This is a genomic window from Hoeflea sp. EC-HK425 (assembly GCF_902498795.1).
GTDB lineage: Bacteria > Pseudomonadota > Alphaproteobacteria > Rhizobiales > Rhizobiaceae > Hoeflea > Hoeflea alexandrii.
Genome location: NZ_LR701572.1, coordinates 1,908,612 through 1,926,259 on the forward strand (window position 1 = coordinate 1,908,612; position 17,648 = coordinate 1,926,259).

The 17,648-nt window shown below is 57.5% G+C and carries 12 protein-coding genes; 2 read left to right on the forward strand and 10 right to left on the reverse strand.

Annotated elements, in window-relative coordinates; translation table 11 throughout:
• Positions 1–21: 21 nt before the first annotated feature.
• The 8 genes from rpoC to secE form a co-directional block, all read right to left on the reverse strand.
• Positions 22–4,230: a DNA-directed RNA polymerase subunit beta' gene (rpoC, locus tag SPHINGO391_RS12060; RefSeq protein WP_152009061.1), complete on the reverse strand. Its 4,209-nt coding sequence runs from the start codon at positions 4,228–4,230 to the stop codon at positions 22–24.
• 178 nt (positions 4,231–4,408) lie between these two features.
• Complete coding sequence (rpoB, locus tag SPHINGO391_RS12065) at positions 4,409–8,581, reverse strand: DNA-directed RNA polymerase subunit beta (protein ID WP_152009062.1); 4,173 nt, start codon at positions 8,579–8,581, stop codon at positions 4,409–4,411.
• Positions 8,582–8,839: 258 nt separating this feature from the next.
• Positions 8,840–9,217 carry a 50S ribosomal protein L7/L12 gene (gene rplL / locus SPHINGO391_RS12070; protein WP_152009063.1) on the reverse strand — a complete coding sequence of 126 codons (378 nt, stop codon included), beginning with the start codon at positions 9,215–9,217 and terminating at the stop codon, positions 8,840–8,842.
• A gap of 61 nt (positions 9,218–9,278) precedes the next feature.
• Positions 9,279–9,797, reverse strand: a complete 519-nt coding sequence (rplJ, locus tag SPHINGO391_RS12075) for a 50S ribosomal protein L10 (RefSeq protein ID WP_152011534.1) — start codon at positions 9,795–9,797, stop codon at positions 9,279–9,281.
• Positions 9,798–10,144: 347 nt separating this feature from the next.
• Positions 10,145–10,843: a 50S ribosomal protein L1 gene (gene rplA, locus SPHINGO391_RS12080; protein ID WP_152009064.1), complete on the reverse strand. Its 699-nt coding sequence runs from the start codon at positions 10,841–10,843 to the stop codon at positions 10,145–10,147.
• A gap of 4 nt (positions 10,844–10,847) precedes the next feature.
• On the reverse strand, positions 10,848–11,276 hold the full coding sequence (gene rplK, locus SPHINGO391_RS12085) for a 50S ribosomal protein L11 (RefSeq protein WP_152009065.1): 429 nt from the start codon (positions 11,274–11,276) through the stop codon (positions 10,848–10,850).
• A 196-nt stretch (positions 11,277–11,472) separates the two neighbouring features.
• Positions 11,473–12,003, reverse strand: a complete 531-nt coding sequence (gene nusG, locus SPHINGO391_RS12090) for a transcription termination/antitermination protein NusG (protein WP_007197093.1) — start codon at positions 12,001–12,003, stop codon at positions 11,473–11,475.
• Between the two features lie 13 nt (positions 12,004–12,016).
• Positions 12,017–12,217 carry a preprotein translocase subunit SecE gene (gene secE / locus SPHINGO391_RS12095; protein ID WP_152009066.1) on the reverse strand — a complete coding sequence of 67 codons (201 nt, stop codon included), beginning with the start codon at positions 12,215–12,217 and terminating at the stop codon, positions 12,017–12,019.
• Between the two features lie 462 nt (positions 12,218–12,679).
• Here secE and SPHINGO391_RS12100 point away from each other — a divergent pair, with 462 nt between their 5' ends.
• Together SPHINGO391_RS12100 and SPHINGO391_RS12105 are read left to right on the forward strand one after the other, a co-directional pair.
• Complete coding sequence (locus tag SPHINGO391_RS12100; protein WP_152009067.1) at positions 12,680–14,056, forward strand: tyrosine-type recombinase/integrase; 1,377 nt, start codon at positions 12,680–12,682, stop codon at positions 14,054–14,056.
• Between the two features lie 11 nt (positions 14,057–14,067).
• Positions 14,068–14,994, forward strand: a complete 927-nt coding sequence (locus SPHINGO391_RS12105) for a hypothetical protein (RefSeq protein WP_152009068.1) — start codon at positions 14,068–14,070, stop codon at positions 14,992–14,994.
• A 574-nt stretch (positions 14,995–15,568) separates the two neighbouring features.
• Here the strand turns inward: SPHINGO391_RS12105 and SPHINGO391_RS12110 are convergent.
• Together SPHINGO391_RS12110 and SPHINGO391_RS12115 are read right to left on the reverse strand one after the other, a co-directional pair.
• Positions 15,569–16,213 (reverse strand): SOS response-associated peptidase, encoded by a 645-nt coding sequence (locus SPHINGO391_RS12110; RefSeq protein ID WP_152009069.1) that lies wholly within the window; start codon positions 16,211–16,213, stop codon positions 15,569–15,571.
• Positions 16,214–16,611: 398 nt separating this feature from the next.
• Positions 16,612–17,175, reverse strand: coding sequence for an XRE family transcriptional regulator (locus tag SPHINGO391_RS12115; RefSeq protein ID WP_152009070.1), 564 nt, complete (start codon positions 17,173–17,175; stop codon positions 16,612–16,614).
• Between the last annotated feature and the right edge of the window lie 473 nt (positions 17,176–17,648).

Genomic DNA, 17,648 nt, shown 5'->3' on the forward strand with positions numbered 1-17,648 from the left:
TCATGTCTGAGATCTTCCTGACTATTCGGCAGGTGACGGTTCTTCCTTGGCCATGTCGGTCAGCATCGGAGCCGCTGTTTCCGCACCCGAGGTCTTGCGACGCTCGTCCAGGATCAGATCGTCGCGCGAGGTTGCGATGCGACGGATCTGGGTCATGGTTCCGCCGGTACCGGCCGGCACCAGACGACCGACGATGACGTTTTCCTTGAGACCCTGCAGGGTGTCGACCTTGCCCGCAACCGCGGCTTCGGTCAGCACCTTGGTGGTCTCCTGGAACGATGCCGCCGAGATGAAGGACGGGGTCTGCAGCGACGCCTTGGTGATGCCGAGCAGCACCGGCACGCCGTAAGCAGGCTTGCGGCCTTCCTCGACGAGACGGTCATTGGCATTGTCCAGCTCGATCTGATCGACATTGTCGCCGACGATATAGACGGAATCGCCGGATTCGGTGATCTCGACCTTCTGCAGCATCTGGCGGACGATCACCTCGATGTGCTTGTCGTTGATCAACACGCCCTGCAACCGGTAGACTTCCTGAATCTCGTTGACGAGGTAGGAAGCCAGAGCCTCCACGCCCTTGATCGCCAGGATGTCGTGCGGTGCAGGATTGCCGTCGAGGATGTAGTCGCCCTTCTCGATGTAGTCGCCATCCTGAAGATGGAACGGCTTGCCCTTCGGGATGAGATACTCGACGGGCTCAACGCCATCTTCCGCAGGCTCGATCTGGATCCGGCGCTTGTTCTTGTAGTCGCGACCAAAGCGGATGGTGCCATCGATCTCGGCGATGATGGCGTGATCCTTCGGACGACGGGCCTCGAACAGTTCCGCAACCCGCGGCAGACCACCGGTGATGTCCTTGGTCTTGGCGCTTTCGAGCGGCACACGGGCGAGAACATCGCCCTGGCTGACCTTGGCACCGGGTTCGACCGACAGGATCGCGTCAACGGAAAGCTGGAAGCGGGCTTCACCGCCACGGCCCAGCTTGGCGATCTCGCCATCCTTGCCCTTGATCACGATCGCAGGCTTGAGATCGGTGCCACGCGGCGTCGAACGCCAGTCGATGACCTGACGCTTGGTGATGCCGGTGGCCTCGTCGGTGGCCTCGAGAACCGAGATGCCGTCGACGACATCTTCGAATTCCACGGTGCCTTCGACTTCGGTCATCATCGGGCGGGTATACGGGTCCCACTCGGCCAGACGCTGGCCGCGTTTGACCGCATCGCCGTCATCCACATAGATCTTGGAACCGTAGGCGACGCGCTGCGAGGAACGCTCGGTGCCGGCTTCATCCAGGATCTGGATCGCCATCGAACGGCCCATGGCAATGAGATTGCCATCGGAGTTGCGCAGCATGTTGCGGTTCTTGATGCGGACCGTGCCCTCGTAGGAGGCTTCCAGGAACGACTGGTCGACCACGGTGGCAGTGCCGCCAAGGTGGAAGGTACGCATGGTCAGCTGGGTGCCCGGCTCACCGATCGACTGCGCGGCGATGACGCCGACGGCCTCACCGATGTTGACCGGCGTGCCGCGCGCAAGGTCACGGCCGTAGCAGGTTCCGCAGATCCCGGTCTGGATTTCGCAGGTCAGCGGCGAGCGGATGCGAACCGACTGGATGCCTGCGGCCTCGATATCGACCACCTGGGCTTCATCGATCATCGAGCCGGCCTTGACGATGAGATCGCCGGTGACCGGATGATTGATGTCGTCAAGCGTGGTGCGGCCAAGGATACGCTGACCAATGGACGCCACCACCTGACCGGCATCGACGATCGCCGTCATGGTCAGGCCTTCGGTGGTGCCGCAGTCGACATGGGTGACGATGCAATCCTGTGCAACGTCGACCAGACGACGGGTGAGGTAGCCCGAGTTCGCCGTCTTCAGAGCGGTGTCGGCGAGGCCCTTACGTGCGCCGTGGGTCGAGTTGAAGTACTCGTTCACGGTCAGGCCTTCCTTGAAGTTCGAGATGATCGGGGTTTCGATGATCTCGCCCGACGGCTTGGCCATCAGGCCGCGCATGCCGCCCAGCTGACGCATCTGGCTCGGCGAACCACGCGCACCGGAGTGGCTCATCATGTAGATCGAGTTCATCTGCTTCTGGCGGCCGTTGTCGTGGAACTCCACGGACTTGATGCGCGCCATCATCTCATCGGCAACCTTCTCGGTGGCCTTGCCCCAGGCGTCGACAACCTTGTTGTACTTTTCGCCCTGGGTGATGAGACCCTCGTTGTACTGCTGCTCGTATTCCTTGACCAGCGCATCGGTGTCGCCAACGATCTTTGCCTTGGTGTCCGGGATCACCATGTCGTCCTTGCCGAAGGAAATGCCGGCGCGGCAGGCATGGCCGAAACCGAGCTGCATGATGCGGTCACAGAAAATGACCGTGTCCTTCTGACCGCAGTGGCGGTAGACGGTGTCGATCATCCGGGAAATGTTCTTCTTGGTCATTTCCTGGTTGCAGATGTCGAAGGAGACATTGACGTTACGCGGCAGCAGTTCGCCGATGATCATGCGACCAGGCGTGGTCTCGTAGATCTTCGATGTCGGATTGCCGTCCGCGTCAACGCTCTTGAAGCGTCCCTTGATCTTGGTGTGCAGGGTGACGACCTTGCTCTCGAGAGCGTGATGCAGTTCACCCATATCGGAGAACACCATGCCCTGCCCCGGCTCGTTCTCAGCCTGGATCGAAAGATAGTACAGACCCAGCACCATGTCCTGCGACGGCACGATGATCGGTGCGCCGTTAGCAGGGTGCAGGATGTTGTTGGTCGACATCATCAGCACGCGTGCTTCAAGCTGGGCTTCGAGCGACAGCGGCACGTGAACGGCCATCTGGTCGCCGTCGAAGTCGGCGTTGAACGCAGTACAGACGAGCGGATGAAGCTGGATCGCCTTGCCTTCCACCAGGGTAGGCTCGAACGCCTGGATGCCCAGACGGTGGAGCGTCGGCGCGCGGTTCAAGAGAACCGGATGCTCGCGGATGACCTCGTCGAGGATATCCCAGACTTCCGGCTTTTCCTTTTCAACCAGCTTCTTGGCCTGCTTGACGGTCGAGGAATACCCCTTGGCGTCAAGACGGGCATAGATGAACGGCTTGAACAGCTCGAGCGCCATTTTCTTCGGCAGGCCGCACTGGTGCAGCTTGAGTTCCGGTCCGGTCACGATCACCGAACGGCCGGAATAGTCGACGCGCTTGCCGAGCAGGTTCTGGCGGAAACGGCCCTGCTTGCCCTTGAGCATGTCGGACAGCGACTTCAGCGGACGCTTGTTGGCGCCAGTGATGGTCCGGCCGCGGCGGCCGTTGTCGAACAGCGCGTCAACAGCTTCCTGCAGCATCCGCTTCTCGTTGCGGATGATGATGCCGGGCGCACGCAGTTCGATCAGCCGCTTGAGACGGTTGTTGCGGTTGATCACGCGACGGTAGAGGTCGTTGAGGTCGGAGGTGGCGAAACGGCCGCCATCGAGCGGAACCAGAGGACGCAGGTCCGGCGGGATCACCGGCACGACCTTCATGATCATCCATTCCGGGCGGTTGCCGGAATCGAGGAAGCTTTCGACGATCTTGAGGCGCTTCATCAGCTTCTTGGACTTCAGTTCGGAAGTCGTGGAGGCCAGTTCGGTGCGCAGTTCACCGGCGATGCGCTCGAGGTCCATCGAGGCGAGCATCTCGTAGATGGCCTCGGCACCGATCATGGCGGTGAAGCTGTCTTCGCCGAACTCGTCGACGGCGACCATGTAGTCTTCCTCGGAGAGAAGCTGGTTCTCCTTGAGTGACGTCAGGCCCGGCTCGGTGACGATGTAGTTCTCGAAGTACAGGACCCGCTCGATATCCTTGAGCGTCATGTCCATCAGCGTGCCGATGCGCGAAGGCAGCGACTTGAGGAACCAGATGTGGGCAACCGGAGCTGCGAGCTCGATATGGCCCATGCGCTCGCGGCGCACGCGCGAAAGCGTGACTTCAACGCCGCACTTCTCGCAGATGACGCCCTTGTACTTCATGCGCTTGTACTTGCCGCACAGGCATTCGTAGTCCTTGATCGGGCCAAAGATGCGGGCGCAGAACAGACCGTCGCGCTCAGGCTTGAATGTCCGATAGTTGATTGTCTCCGGCTTTTTGATTTCGCCGAAAGACCAGGAAAGAATCTTCTCGGGGCTGGCGATCGATATCCGGATGGAATCGAACGTCTGCGCCGGAACATTGTTGTTGAAAAGATTCATGACCTCATGGTTCATGCCTGTCTCCTTTTAGGGCTGTTCGCCCTTGACTTGCGACGGCGCCGGTCAACACCGGCAACAGGCCATCGCCTGAAATTCATGTTCACCGCGTCACACGCGGGTGTCATCTCCTGCCCGCGTTGAAGCGGAAAGGAAGCTGGCGCGAGGAACGTCAGTCCCCCGCGCCTTCCAGGCTTTATTCAGCCGCGTCGGGCAATTCATCCGGTTCGGCGATACCGTCGATCTTGTTCGATTCCAGCTCGACATTGAGACCAAGCGACCGCATTTCCTTGACGAGAACGTTGAAGCTCTCGGGAATGCCAGCTTCGAAGGTGTCGTCGCCACGCACGATGGCTTCGTAAACCTTGGTACGGCCCGCCACGTCGTCCGACTTCACCGTCAGCATTTCCTGCAGGGTGTAGGCGGCACCATAGGCTTCGAGAGCCCAGACCTCCATTTCCCCGAAGCGCTGACCGCCAAACTGCGCCTTGCCGCCCAGCGGCTGCTGGGTCACGAGCGAGTAAGGTCCGATCGAACGGGCGTGGATCTTGTCGTCAACCAGGTGATTGAGCTTGAGCATGTAGATGTAGCCCACGGTCACCGGTCGGTCGAAGGTTTCGCCGGTACGCCCGTCATAAAGCGTCGACTGACCCGAAACGTTGAGGCCCGCCTGCTCGAGCATGACGTTGATGTCGGCCTCGACCGCACCGTCAAACACCGGCGTGGCGATCGACACGCCGCGGCGTGTCTGCTCGGCCAGACGGACGATCGACGGATCATCATACTGCTTGATCGGCTCGCCCTTAGGACCGGTGCCGATGACGCTGTCGATGGTGTCACGCAGAGGCTGGATATCTCCACCCTCATTGTAGGCATCGAGCATGGCGCCGATCTGTTTGCCCATGCCGGCGCAGGCCCAACCCAGATGGGTTTCGAGGATCTGTCCGACATTCATGCGCGACGGCACGCCGAGCGGGTTGAGCACGATGTCGACATGGGTTCCGTCTTCGAGGAACGGCATGTCTTCACACGGCAGGATGCGGGAAACCACACCCTTGTTGCCGTGACGGCCGGCCATCTTGTCGCCCGGCTGGATCTTGCGCTTCACTGCAACGAAGACCTTGACCATCTTCATCACGCCAGGCGGCAGTTCGTCTCCGCGCTGGACCTTCTCGACCTTGTCCATGAAGCGGCTTTCCAGCAGCTTCTTGGAATCGTCGTACTGGGCACGCAGCGCTTCGATCTCGCCCTGCAGCTTTTCGTCCTCGACAGCGAATGTCCACCACTGCGACCGCGGATATTCGGCGATCGAGTCGGCATTGACTTCCGCGCCCTTCTTGAAGCCCTTCGGTCCGGCGATGGCGGTCTTGCCGGCCAGCATGTCGGACAGACGGCCGTAGACGTTGCGGTCAAGAATGGCCTGCTCGTCGTCACGGTCCTTGGCCAGGCGCTCGATCTCCTCGCGCTCGATGGCCATCGCACGCTCGTCCTTTTCAACGCCGTGGCGGTTGAAAACGCGAACTTCAACGATGGTGCCGTAGGTTCCTGGCGGCATCCGCATCGAAGTGTCGCGGACGTCGGAGGCCTTCTCACCGAAGATGGCGCGCAGAAGCTTCTCTTCCGGCGTCATCGGGCTTTCGCCCTTGGGCGTGATCTTGCCAACGAGAATGTCGCCCGGTGCGACTTCCGCACCGATATAGACGATACCGGCCTCATCGAGGTTGCGCAGTGCTTCTTCCGAGACGTTCGGAATATCGCGGGTGATCTCTTCCGGACCAAGCTTGGTGTCACGCGCCATCACCTCGAACTCGTCGATGTGGATGGAGGTGAACACGTCGTCGGAGACGATGCGCTCGGAGAGAAGGATCGAGTCCTCGTAGTTGTAGCCGTTCCATGGCATGAACGCGACAAGCACGTTGCGGCCAAGCGCCAGATCGCCCAGGTCCGTGGACGGGCCGTCGGCGATGATGTCGCCCTTGTTGAGCACATCACCGACAGTCACCAGCGGACGCTGGTTGATGCAGGTGTTCTGGTTGGAGCGCTGGAACTTCTGCAGACGGTAGATGTCGACACCCGACCGCGAGGCTTCGAGGTCCTCGGTGGCGCGGATAACGATACGGGTCGCATCGACTTGGTCGACAACGCCGCCGCGGCGGGCCGCGATGGCTGCGCCAGAGTCACGCGCCACAACCGGCTCCATGCCGGTACCGACAAACGGAGCCTCGGCGCGAACCAGCGGAACCGCCTGACGCTGCATGTTCGATCCCATCAACGCACGGTTGGCGTCGTCGTTCTCGAGGAACGGGATCAGGGCTGCAGCTACCGACACCAGCTGGCGCGGCGAAACGTCCATCAGGTCGATGTTATCACGCGGGGTAATCATCACATCGCCGGAATGGCGGCAGACGACAAACTCGTCGACCAGCTCACCGTTTTCGCTCAGCTCGGCATTGGCCTGTGCAACGAAGTACTTGGCCTCTTCCATCGCCGAGAGATAGATCACTTCCTTGGTGACCTTGCCGTCGGCAATCTTGCGGTAGGGGCTTTCGATGAAGCCGTATTTGTTGACGCGGGCGAAGGTTGCCAGCGAGTTGATCAGACCGATGTTCGGGCCTTCCGGCGTCTCGATCGGGCAGATACGGCCATAGTGGGTCGGGTGCACGTCGCGGACTTCGAAGCCTGCGCGCTCACGGGTCAAACCGCCCGGTCCAAGCGCCGAGAGACGGCGCTTGTGGGTGATTTCCGACAGCGGGTTGACCTGGTCCATGAACTGCGAGAGCTGCGAGGAACCAAAGAATTCACGCACCGCGGCGGCAGCCGGCTTGGCGTTGATCAGGTCCTGCGGCATGACCGTGTCGATCTCGATCGAGGACATGCGCTCCTTGATGGCGCGCTCCATACGCAGCAGGCCAAGACGGTACTGGTTCTCCATCAGTTCGCCGACCGACCGCACACGACGGTTGCCGAGGTTGTCGATGTCGTCGATTTCGCCCTTGCCGTCACGCAGCGATACGAGCGTGCGGACAACGGCGATGATGTCTTCCTTGCGCAGAACACGAACAGTGTCCTCGGCGTCGAGGTCGAGACGCATGTTCATCTTGACGCGGCCAACGGCCGAAAGGTCGTAGCGCTCGGAATCGAAGAACAGCGAATTGAACATCGCTTCGGCCGAATCCATGGTCGGCGGCTCACCGGGACGCATGACGCGGTAGATGTCGAACAGCGCTTCCTGGCGGGAGGTATTCTTGTCGGCTGTGAGCGTATTGCGGATATAGGCGCCGACATTGATGTGATCGATGTCGAGAACCTTGATCTCGTCGTAACCGGCCTCGATCAGATCGACCAGGTTGCCCTTGCGCTCACCGCTCTTAGCGTCGACCGCAAATTCCAGCTCATCACCGGCTTCAAGATAGACTTCGCCCGTTTCCGGGTTGACGATGTCCTCGGCCAGGTAGGACCCGACCAGATCGTCGTCGGTCGCCTTGATGAACTTGACGCCCTTCTCGGTGAGCTGCTTGAGCAACCGCGGAGTAAGCTTCTTGCCTGCCTCGACGACAACCTCGCCGCTGTCGGCATCGATCATGTCGGTGGTGGCCTTCTGGCCCTTGAGGGTCTCGGGCTGGAACGGAATCCGCCAGCCATCACCGTCACGCGCATAGATCGAATGCGTGTAGAAGGTCGACAGGATTTCCTCGGCATCCATGCCGAGCGCCATCAGCAGCGACGAAGCCGGAATCTTGCGGCGGCGGTCGATACGGGCGTGAACGATGTCCTTGGCGTCAAACTCGATGTCGAGCCAGGAGCCACGGTAGGGAATGACGCGTGCGGCGAACAACAGCTTGCCAGAGGAATGGCTCTTGCCCTTGTCATGGTCGAAGAAGACGCCCGGCGAGCGGTGCATCTGCGAAACGATCACACGCTCGGTGCCGTTGACGATGAAGGTACCGTTGTCGGTCATGAGCGGCATGTCGCCCATGTAGACGTTCTGTTCCTTGATGTCCTTGATCGACTTCGCGCCGGTGTCCTCGTCGATATCGAACACGATCAAGCGCAGCGTCACCTTGAGCGGTGCGGCGTAGGTCAGATCGCGCTGACGGCATTCCTCAACGTCGAACTTCGGCAGTTCGAATTCGTAGGACACGAATTCCAGCATCGCACTGCCGGAAAAATCGGAAATCGGGAAAACCGATTTAAAAACTGCCTGCAATCCTTCGTCAGAACGGCCGCCGAGCGGCTCGTCCACCATCAGGAACTGGTCGTAAGACGCCTTCTGAACCTCGATGAGGTTCGGCATATCCGCCACTTCCGGGATTTTTCCGAAGATCTTGCGTACGCGCCTGCGACCGTTGAAGGAAAGGGTCTGAGCCATCGTCGCTCCTTGTCAATTTGCATCCGGGCCTGCAACAGACGAACGCCGCTGGCCAAGCGACTCCGTCATATAAATGAATTCGTTCAATCTCGTTTCATTTCCCAGAACGGCGCGGCCGGAGTGCCTTGCAGCCTGGTTAGAAACCATCCTTTTGAAGAACCCATTACCCAAAAGCCGTTTTCAGGCTTTTGGGTAATCCGTTCGTCAACAAATGTGTCCGGGAACGGGCAAATCCCGCTCCCGGACACAGTATCGGTCTTACTTGACGTCGACCTTTGCGCCGGCGTCTTCAAGCTTCTTCTTGATGTCGTCAGCTTCGCCCTTGGAGATGCCTTCCTTGACAGCCTTCGGAGCAGCTTCGACCAGATCCTTGGCTTCCTTGAGGCCGAGACCGGTGATAGCGCGGACTTCCTTGATGACGTTGATCTTGTTGGCGCCGGCTTCGGCGAGGATCACGTCGAATTCAGTCTTCTCTTCAGCGGCTTCAGCAGGAGCAGCAGCGCCACCAGCAGCAGCAACGGCCACCGGTGCAGCGGCGGAAACGCCCCACTTTTCTTCAAGCATCTTGGACAGCTCAGCGGCTTCCAGGACGGTCAGGTTGGAAAGGTCTTCCACGATTTTGGCGAGATCAGCCATTTTCTTACTTCCTTGTATTCGGTTCGAACCGGTTTTGAACTATTAACAGCGAAGTTCCGCCTTATGCGGCTTCGTCCTTCCGGGCATACGCGCCGATGACGCGCGCCACCGCACCAGCCGGTGCGTTGACGATCTGGGCGATGCGCGTTGCTGGCGTCTGAATCATGCCAACAATCTTTGCGCGGAGCTCGTCGATCGACGGCATCGTGGCAAGCGCCTTGACCCCATCTGCGTCGAGTACTGTCGCCCCCATCGCGCCACCAAGGATGACCAGCTTGTCGCTGACCTTGGTGAACTCGACGGCGATCTTTGGAGCGGTCACCGGATCATCGCAATATGCGATGAGCGTCTGACCTTCGAAGAGATCTGCGACCCCTTCTGACTCCGTGCCCTGAAGAGCGATCTTGGCAAGGCGGTTCTTCGCGACCTTGACGGTGCCTCCGGCTGTGCGCATGCGCGACCGAAGGTCGTTCATTTGCGCAACCGTAAGACCGGCGTAGTGGGCCACGACAACCGAACCGGCGTTGGTGAAAACACCGTTCAGTTCCGCGACGAATTCGCGTTTTTCCGCTCTATCCACTGCGTTTCTCCAGTTGGCAGATGATGCACGCACCACCTGCCGGGTTTGCCTTTGCCGCCAGGGATTCCAGAAGAACCCGCAAGCGACGCTTGAGGATCCTGTCCCCTTACGCCGGTACCGATTGACGGCAGCGGCCCAAGGCAAGCGAGGTTCGAACCGTAGGAGCATTCACTCCTGAAAACGGATCTTACCCGTCTCATGCAGGTTGGAAAATTAAGGCATGCCGAAAGTGACACACCACCTGCAATCTCGGACAGGGAGCCCGGAATTGCTTCCGGACCTTTCCGGCCCGAAGGCCGAAAACTGAAGAAAACCGGATATGTATCCGGTTTTCCTAATATTTCAGATCAGGCGACGCTGAGCGACGACGGATCAATCTTGACGCCAGGGCCCATGGTCGACGAAATCGCCACGCGCTTGACGTAGTTGCCCTTGGCGCCGGTAGGCTTGGCCTTGACGACGGCATCGGCGAAAGCGCGGATGTTCTCTTCGATCTGCGCGGAGCCGAAGGAAGCCTTGCCGATACCGGCATGGACGATACCAGCCTTTTCGACGCGGAACTCGACAGCGCCACCCTTGGAGGCGTTGACTGCGCCGGTGACATCCATGGTCACGGTGCCGACCTTCGGGTTCGGCATCATGCCGCGCGGGCCGAGAACCTTGCCGAGACGACCGACGAGCGGCATCATGTCCGGCGTGGCAATGCAACGATCGAAATCGATGTTGCCGGCCTGTACGGTTTCGACCAGATCTTCCGCACCGACCACGTCTGCACCGGCAGCACGGGCTTCGTCAGCCTTGTCACCGCGGGCGAAGACGGCAACGCGGACGGTCCGTCCGGTGCCGTTCGGCAGGTTGACCACACCGCGAACCATCTGGTCGGCGTGACGCGGGTCGACGCCCAGGTTCATCGAGACTTCGATGGTCTCGTCGAACTTGGCAATTGCGCGTTCCTTGATCAGGGACACGGCATCACCCAGCGGGTAGAGCTTGTTGCGGTCAACGCCTTCGTTGACCTTCTGCATGCGCTTTGCAATCTTGGCCATGGTCTTATCCCGTCACTTCCAGGCCCATGGAGCGGGCGGAGCCCTCGACCATTGCCATCGCGCCTTCGATGTCGGCGGCGTTAAGATCCTTCATCTTTGCTTCGGCGATCGTGCGGACCTGGTCGCGCGTGATCGAGCCTGCAATCTCCTTGCCCGGGGTCTTGGAGCCGGACTTGAGCTTGGCTTCCTTCTTGAGGAAGTAGCTCACCGGGGGCTTCTTCATCACGAAATTGAAGGACTTGTCCTGGTAGTAGGTGATGACGACCGGAATCGGCATACCCTTTTCCATTTCCTGGGTGGCGGCATTGAATCCCTTGCAGAATTCCATAATGTTGATGCCGCGCTGACCAAGTGCCGGACCAATCGGGGGCGACGGAGTCGCCGAACCGGCCGGAACCTGCAGCTTGAGTTGGCCTGCAACTTTCTTAGCCATTTTCTCTCTGCCTCTCGTTACGGCGATGCATGACACATCGCCTTGTGCCGGAACACCGGCGGCTGCGGTTGCGTGGTTCGGTCCGGATGCCGGCTAAAGCAACCTCACCTCCCACGCGGATGCGTCACCGGGAACTCCGGCAACGCAAAAGCCCGTGCGCGTTCTCTACACGAAAACGCGTGCGGGCAAGCTGGCGTCAGACCTTCTCGACCTGACCGTATTCGAGCTCGACCGGGGTGGCCCGACCGAAAATGGACACTTCGACCTTGAGACGCGAGCGCTCCTCGTCGACTTCCTGAACGGTTCCGTTGAACGATGCAAACGGACCGTCGGAAACACGCACCTGCTCGCCGATCTCGAAAGCGATCGATGGCTTTGGCCGCTCAACGCCTTCCTGAACCTGGGTCAGGATGCGCTCGGCCTCGGAATCCGGAATCGGAACAGGCTTGGAATCGCTGCCAAGGAACCCGGTGACCTTCGGCGTGTTCTTGATCAGGTGAAAGGCCTCGTCGGTGAGGTCGGCGCGCACCATGACATAGCCGGGAAAGAACTTGCGCTCAGCGTCGACCTTGCGACCGCGACGCACTTCCACGACCTTCTCGACCGGCACGAGAATCTTTTCAAACAGATGGCTCAAGCCTTTCTGGCGAGCCTGCTCTTCGATCGAATCCGCAACCTTCTTCTCGAAGTTCGAGTAGGCGTGGACAATATACCAGCGTGCAGTCATGTTTTCCCCTGCCTCAAGCGCCAACGTTCAGAATGAGCCCGATCGCCCACCCCAAAGCCTGGTCGGCCGCAAAAAAGAAAATGGACGCAAGCAGCACCATGACGAGAACCATGATCGTCGAGATCGAGGTTTCGCGGCGCGAAGGCCATTTCACTTTCGCAGTTTCGGCTCGAACCTGCTGGAGGAATGTAAACGGATTTGTTTTGGATGCCATTGTCTGTCCACGCTTTTACGGCGCGTAAAGCCGGTCTCCCAGCTCCACGCACCGCGTGTCTGTTAATGTCTACATAAAGCCCGATTCTTCAAATCACAAGAGGGGATCGGGCTTTTTTCGTCCGGAGCCGGCAAACTGGCCCGAAGATTGCTCTTCAAATCCGGCTCGCCGGGCTGGCAGGGGCAGCAGGACTCGAACCTGCGACCTACGGTTTTGGAGTTTCGTCCTCCGCCGCACAGCTTTATGTAGCATTGCGATGTAGCAAGTTTCAAGCTGTTTCAAATAGTTTCTCAACCCATTGATATTATTGTGAAATTTTCATTTTTGGTTTGACTTTCTCGCTTGTTTGCATTCCAATTCCTATCAACGCCATACGGCCATCGGCTCACCCACCGCAGGGTGCCGCTGTCCAAATCTGCTGTCCAAAACTGAGTAGCGGTAACACCGAGTAGGGGAAACAAAATGGATAGGGCACACCTCACAGACGAACTGATAAGGGGTCTTGCGTATGCGCCGGCCTCAAGCGAGCGTTATGAAGTTTACGACGCCTCAATAGAAAATTTGGCGATAAAGGTCGGATCAAAGAGAAAATCGTTTATATTGGTTGCTCGGTTTGGCGGCCCGGCCAGCAACACAGCCAAACGCTCAATCGGCACATTCCCAAAGATAACAACAGAGGCCGCCCGGATTGCTGCACACGATTGGAACCTGAAAGTAAAAAACGGTATCGATCCAGCAATTGAACTAGCCAAACATAGAGAGGAGGAGGAACTACGCCTCCGCAGTACCTTCGCCTCGGTTATGCAGGATTATATTGCTTACTTGCCCAATCGAAGAAAGAACCTGAGGGCCAAGGACGACATCAAGTTCATCAAACGTAACCTACTCAACCCAGAAAAGAACCCTTGGCTCAATAAGCCCATCTCGTTGGTGACTGACGTAGATGTAGAAACACTCGTTGAAGAACTGCGAGGGCGCGCGCCGTCGCAAGCGTATCATTGCTTGAGCAAGCTGAAAACGTTCTTCCGTTGGGCTATGAACTCCAAAATTCGGGATAAGATCGGGCTGACGCACAATCCGGTTTCTCACCTGGAAGCGGCCAGCCTAAACCTCGGGATTGATCCACGCGATCGGGTATTTGAGTACGAGGAGGCTCGTGCTTTCCTTATGTCGAGTACCGCAACTCCATACCCCTACGGACCTTGCCTGCGTACACTTTTTGAGACTGGACAACGTATCGGCGCAGTTTCAGGAATGCGGTGGTCTCAGATCAATTTTGAACGAAAACTATGGACCATCCCTGGTACGCGAAGCAAAGCAGCGGCCCCCGGGCGGACGTCGAAGGGCAAGGTATCCCACAAGGTTCCCCTCTCTGACCGAATGGTGGAAAGGCTCTTGACAATCAAGATGGCACAGCCAAGCGATCACGGCGACTTTGTGTTCAGTTTCACCAACGGGCAAACGCCCATAGGCAATTTCAGCAACTTAAGGCGCAACAAGTCTGAAGCGACCACCAACGATGAAGCCAATAATGCAAGAGGACGGTTTGATCGCTTAATGAGCGAGCTCCTTGCGGAGTTTGGCATCGATTACGAGCCGTGGGTCTGGCACGATGTGCGGCGGACTGTGCGAACCCACCTCGAACCCATTACCGGTCGGCAGGAAGTTGCGGAAGCGGCAATTGGGCATGGAAAGCAGGGCATCACCCGAGTGTACAATCTGCATACCTACCGTGCCGAAATCCGCCGTGCCTTTAACACTTGGTCGGAATTACTAGAGCGGGTTGAACAGGGCGACTGCACTATTGCCGAATGGGAACACGACCCGGACAGCTTCTGAAGGACGGTCAGATGATTACCCGAGAAGAATTATATGAGCTTGTTTGGAGTGCACCAGCGGAGTCAGTCGCCGCTCGAATTGGTATCTCAGGAACCTACCTTACGAAGGTGTGCGTAGCACTCGATGTTCCAAAACCGCCCCGTGGGTGGTGGAAAAAGAAAACGGCTGGAGTGGCATCCCCGCCTCCGCCTCTGCCGCCCGCCAAGGCTGGTTTTCCGAGAGCATGGGCAAAAGCATCAGTCGGCTCCCTTCCTATTAAGCCATTCTATCGTCAAGTGCGCCAAATAATTTCGTCGGATGAAGTTGGCCTCGGAAAGCATTGGCTGGTGCGTCGAGCAGAGGATATCTTTCGGGCAGCGAAACATGGTTCTGATGTAACTCATCTGGTGCCCCGCTCTAATGACGCGGCCGACCTTACTTGTTCGAAAGAAACCTTGGAAAGCATCCTTTCTCTTGCCAATGCGTTGTTCAACTCCTTCGAAAACAGAGGACATCAGGTGCAAACCACCGGCGGCAGTACTTTCATCCGTCCTAGCTTGAACAACCTGGATAAGCCGATACTCCATACCGAAAGAATTCCCATGAAGCTCTGGGTTCCTAGAGCTCCGACTGTGGCTATGGTTTCAGATGTGCCAATCGGGCTCGCCATCATGGAGATCAATGAAGAGGTTATGATGCGTTATGTCGGCTACGGTGAGTTTGCCCGGGCTTCAGATGTGAGGTCAGTCAATGGGATTACATGGACCGAATGGCAGCGTATCCCATCAGGTCGGTTCAAAGTGATTGCGTACTCCCCATATTTCCGAGTCCAGTGGCAGCAAGAATGGATAGAGACGCGCCGGAATTCACTCATACGAACTGTGGACTCGATCGTAGAACAGTTAGAGAGTGCCGCCCCTGCCCTGCCTCAAGCTAACCTTTCACTTCAAGTGCAATAGGAAAGGGGCACAGGTCGCCCCTTCATTGAGAAGTGAACATAGTCAAGAGAGAACCTCTCGCTGGATCATAGCGCGCTTCGGAAAGGCAGCGAAGGGTCACCATTCTGCCCTTTGCGCCAAATTCCTGCCCGCGGGCCTCGCGGTACCGTTCGACAGCCGCCTTCGTTATGCACTTGCGTGTTCATGAAATGTTCCTATGGTCGAAGCATGCCAGAGGATTACCGCAGACACAACCGGCACCCTGCCAAGCCGTTTCGCACGCTTCAAGATGCTGCCGAAGATGGACAGATCATATCGGTGCGCTGTAATCTGTGTCGACGGCTGACAAACTATCTGGCGACCGACCTGGTTGAGGTCTTGAATCCCTCCCGCCCAGTGGATGTGCCGCCTTTTGGTTGCTCACGTTGCGGCACTGCCGACTACATCGATGTTTGCGTCAAGACACCGTCCACGGGAGACTATGGCCACCTGATCATAAGACGGCTTCTGGGAGTGCGAACTGTTTCGGAATGGGGAAATCACCCGTTGGGCGAGGAGGTCAAAAGAGAAAAGGATGTGAAACGACGGTGAAAGCTCACGCGACATCTACTATCACGAGCTTGTCATCCATTAACGGTCGCTGGAGCACCTTTGCATCTTTCCATGGAGCATTGAGCCAGGCATCAATTTCCTCAGGTGTGGTCAGAATCACAGGCATCGCCTTCTTGTGAATAGGTTCGACAATGGCGTTGGGTTCTGTGGTTAGGAACGCAAATAGGTCGGTTTCGATCTCGCCTTCCTTGAGCTTGCGAACGCTTGTCCAACGGGTCCAGATGCCCGCAAAGAAAAACAACGGTCGTTCTTCGCTTAAGGCAAACCACGCATTAGGGGTGCGCTCCCCATCTTTCTTACTGGCTGGATCAGGTTCAGCAAATTCGCTTGCCGGCACCACGCAACGGCTCTCGATGCCAAGCCAGCGTCGCCAGTGTGGTGATGAGGCATTCCGCACATTTGTAACACCTTTGTCGACCTTCTTGCCCTCAAGAAATTTCGGCGGCGTCGGCATACCCCACCTGGCTCTCACAAGTTCCCGATTGCTTCCATCCCCAGTTCGAACAATCGGCGCAGAGTAATCTGGATAAATCTTACCTGGCTCAAGGTTGCCAGCGGCGTTCTTCACCGCTTTGGTGAACTCCGAAATGGCCTGCGGTCCTATTGTGAGGTTGTACAAGTTACACATCTACGTATCTCCTTGGATGACAGCAGCCTACTAGGCAATCCTGAAACAGGGGAGAACAGAAGCCACGAAACCGGCAACTGGATGCTTCTTATTCGTCATCAACCTCGGCGTCGTTGTCGATATCAAACCTCAGCCCACATACATGACCTACGACGTCATCTCGGATGATTGAGACGCCGTAGCTGTGCAGGACGTCCAAGATTCTCTCTAAGGACTCCTTCGTAACTCGGCCATCCCTTTCAAGCTTGTAAACTGTCCTTGATGCCACATTGGCCTTTTGGGCGAGCGAAACGTGACCGAGACCGGTATAGGCCCTCGCGGCACGCGCTACTGAAGGGTCGAAGAGCTTTTTCAACCTGATGCCCTTGTTTCCCAATTGATTGAAGTAACCATTTTGCTCATCCCAAATTTTCGGTTGGCGGCGGTTGTTTCCACCTGACGCCAACTCCATAGAACAGGTCTGAAGTCACATCGCCCCATCCAAGAAACTCAATATTCTCTTGTTCATAAAACGCACGCAGGCGAGCTAGAGATGATTGCTCGACTGATGTCCCGGACTCAAGCTGACCAATCTTCCGCTGACCAAGGCTTGCGCGCTGGGCAACATACGCTTGGTTCTTGTTAAGGAGAGCCCTAGCAGCGCCAAACGCTATGCCTACGCGTTCTGAGTGGAAGTTTGATGCTGCAGTGTGCTGGACGGGCAATTGTGGAGGCATTCTCCAGCGAGCGCCAATCCCCGCCGAAATTCCCGTCGACAAATCGATCGTACCAAGAAATTCAATACCCAAGGCTTCGTAAAGCGCTCGGAGTTTAATGTTTGTCGATTTCCCGAACTGATCTGTGTTTTCGGCAATCCAGACCGCCTTCTGGGTCACTTCCGCTTTTGCCGCAGCATCCCGTTGGCTGAGACCAGCAAGTGCTCGTGCCACTCTGAGTGCGTCGGCAGATAAAAGTGTCGTCATGACACCCTAAGGCCGGTTTCCAATCTAAAAGTCAAATATCTCGCGATGAGGTCTTTTATTGCGTCATAGAATCATGATTTATGCATCAGTGACGTCATTAATGGCGTCATTAGAGCCAAGGCAAGCTGGCGGTTCCCGAATCGAGCGCGCATACCTTCCAAACGAGGCGCGGCAAGTAATTCGCAGCCTGCCAGTTCAATAGCGGAGAATGTTCATGAGTGATTATTCATCAACCAGTTGGTTTGGAATGACCAGATTTCAACTGTCCGATCATCTGAGGGTGCTGTCTGAACAGTTGGGTGCAGCAGAAATCCCCGCGGGTAGACCCATTACTCGAATTGACAACTGGGCCTTAGCTAGACGAGCAGTCCCTTGTCTCGTTGGAATTCCGACCTCGCACCCAATACTACCCGATGAAGAACCAATTTTTACAAGTGAACTCTTTTATCTGGACCCAGAAAACCATGCGGCTC

Bases quoted from the DNA above. Each gene is read 5' to 3' on its own strand.
- secE (WP_152009066.1), bottom strand. From the start codon at position 12,217: ATGGCATCCAAAACAAATCCGTTTACATTCCTCCAGCAGGTTCGAGCC.
- rplA (WP_152009064.1), bottom strand. From the start codon at position 10,843: ATGGCCAAGATTGCAAAGCGCATGCAGAAGGTCAACGAAGGCGTTGAC.
- rplL (WP_152009063.1), bottom strand. From the start codon at position 9,217: ATGGCTGATCTCGCCAAAATCGTGGAAGACCTTTCCAACCTGACCGTC.
- SPHINGO391_RS12115 (WP_152009070.1), bottom strand. From the start codon at position 17,175: ATGACGACACTTTTATCTGCCGACGCACTCAGAGTGGCACGAGCACTT.
- nusG (WP_007197093.1), bottom strand. From the start codon at position 12,003: ATGACTGCACGCTGGTATATTGTCCACGCCTACTCGAACTTCGAGAAG.
- rpoC (WP_152009061.1), bottom strand. From the start codon at position 4,230: ATGAACCATGAGGTCATGAATCTTTTCAACAACAATGTTCCGGCGCAG.
- SPHINGO391_RS12110 (WP_152009069.1), bottom strand. From the start codon at position 16,213: ATGTGTAACTTGTACAACCTCACAATAGGACCGCAGGCCATTTCGGAG.
- rplK (WP_152009065.1), bottom strand. From the start codon at position 11,276: ATGGCTAAGAAAGTTGCAGGCCAACTCAAGCTGCAGGTTCCGGCCGGT.
- SPHINGO391_RS12100 (WP_152009067.1), top strand. From the start codon at position 12,680: ATGGATAGGGCACACCTCACAGACGAACTGATAAGGGGTCTTGCGTAT.
- rpoB (WP_152009062.1), bottom strand. From the start codon at position 8,581: ATGGCTCAGACCCTTTCCTTCAACGGTCGCAGGCGCGTACGCAAGATC.
- SPHINGO391_RS12105 (WP_152009068.1), top strand. From the start codon at position 14,068: ATGATTACCCGAGAAGAATTATATGAGCTTGTTTGGAGTGCACCAGCG.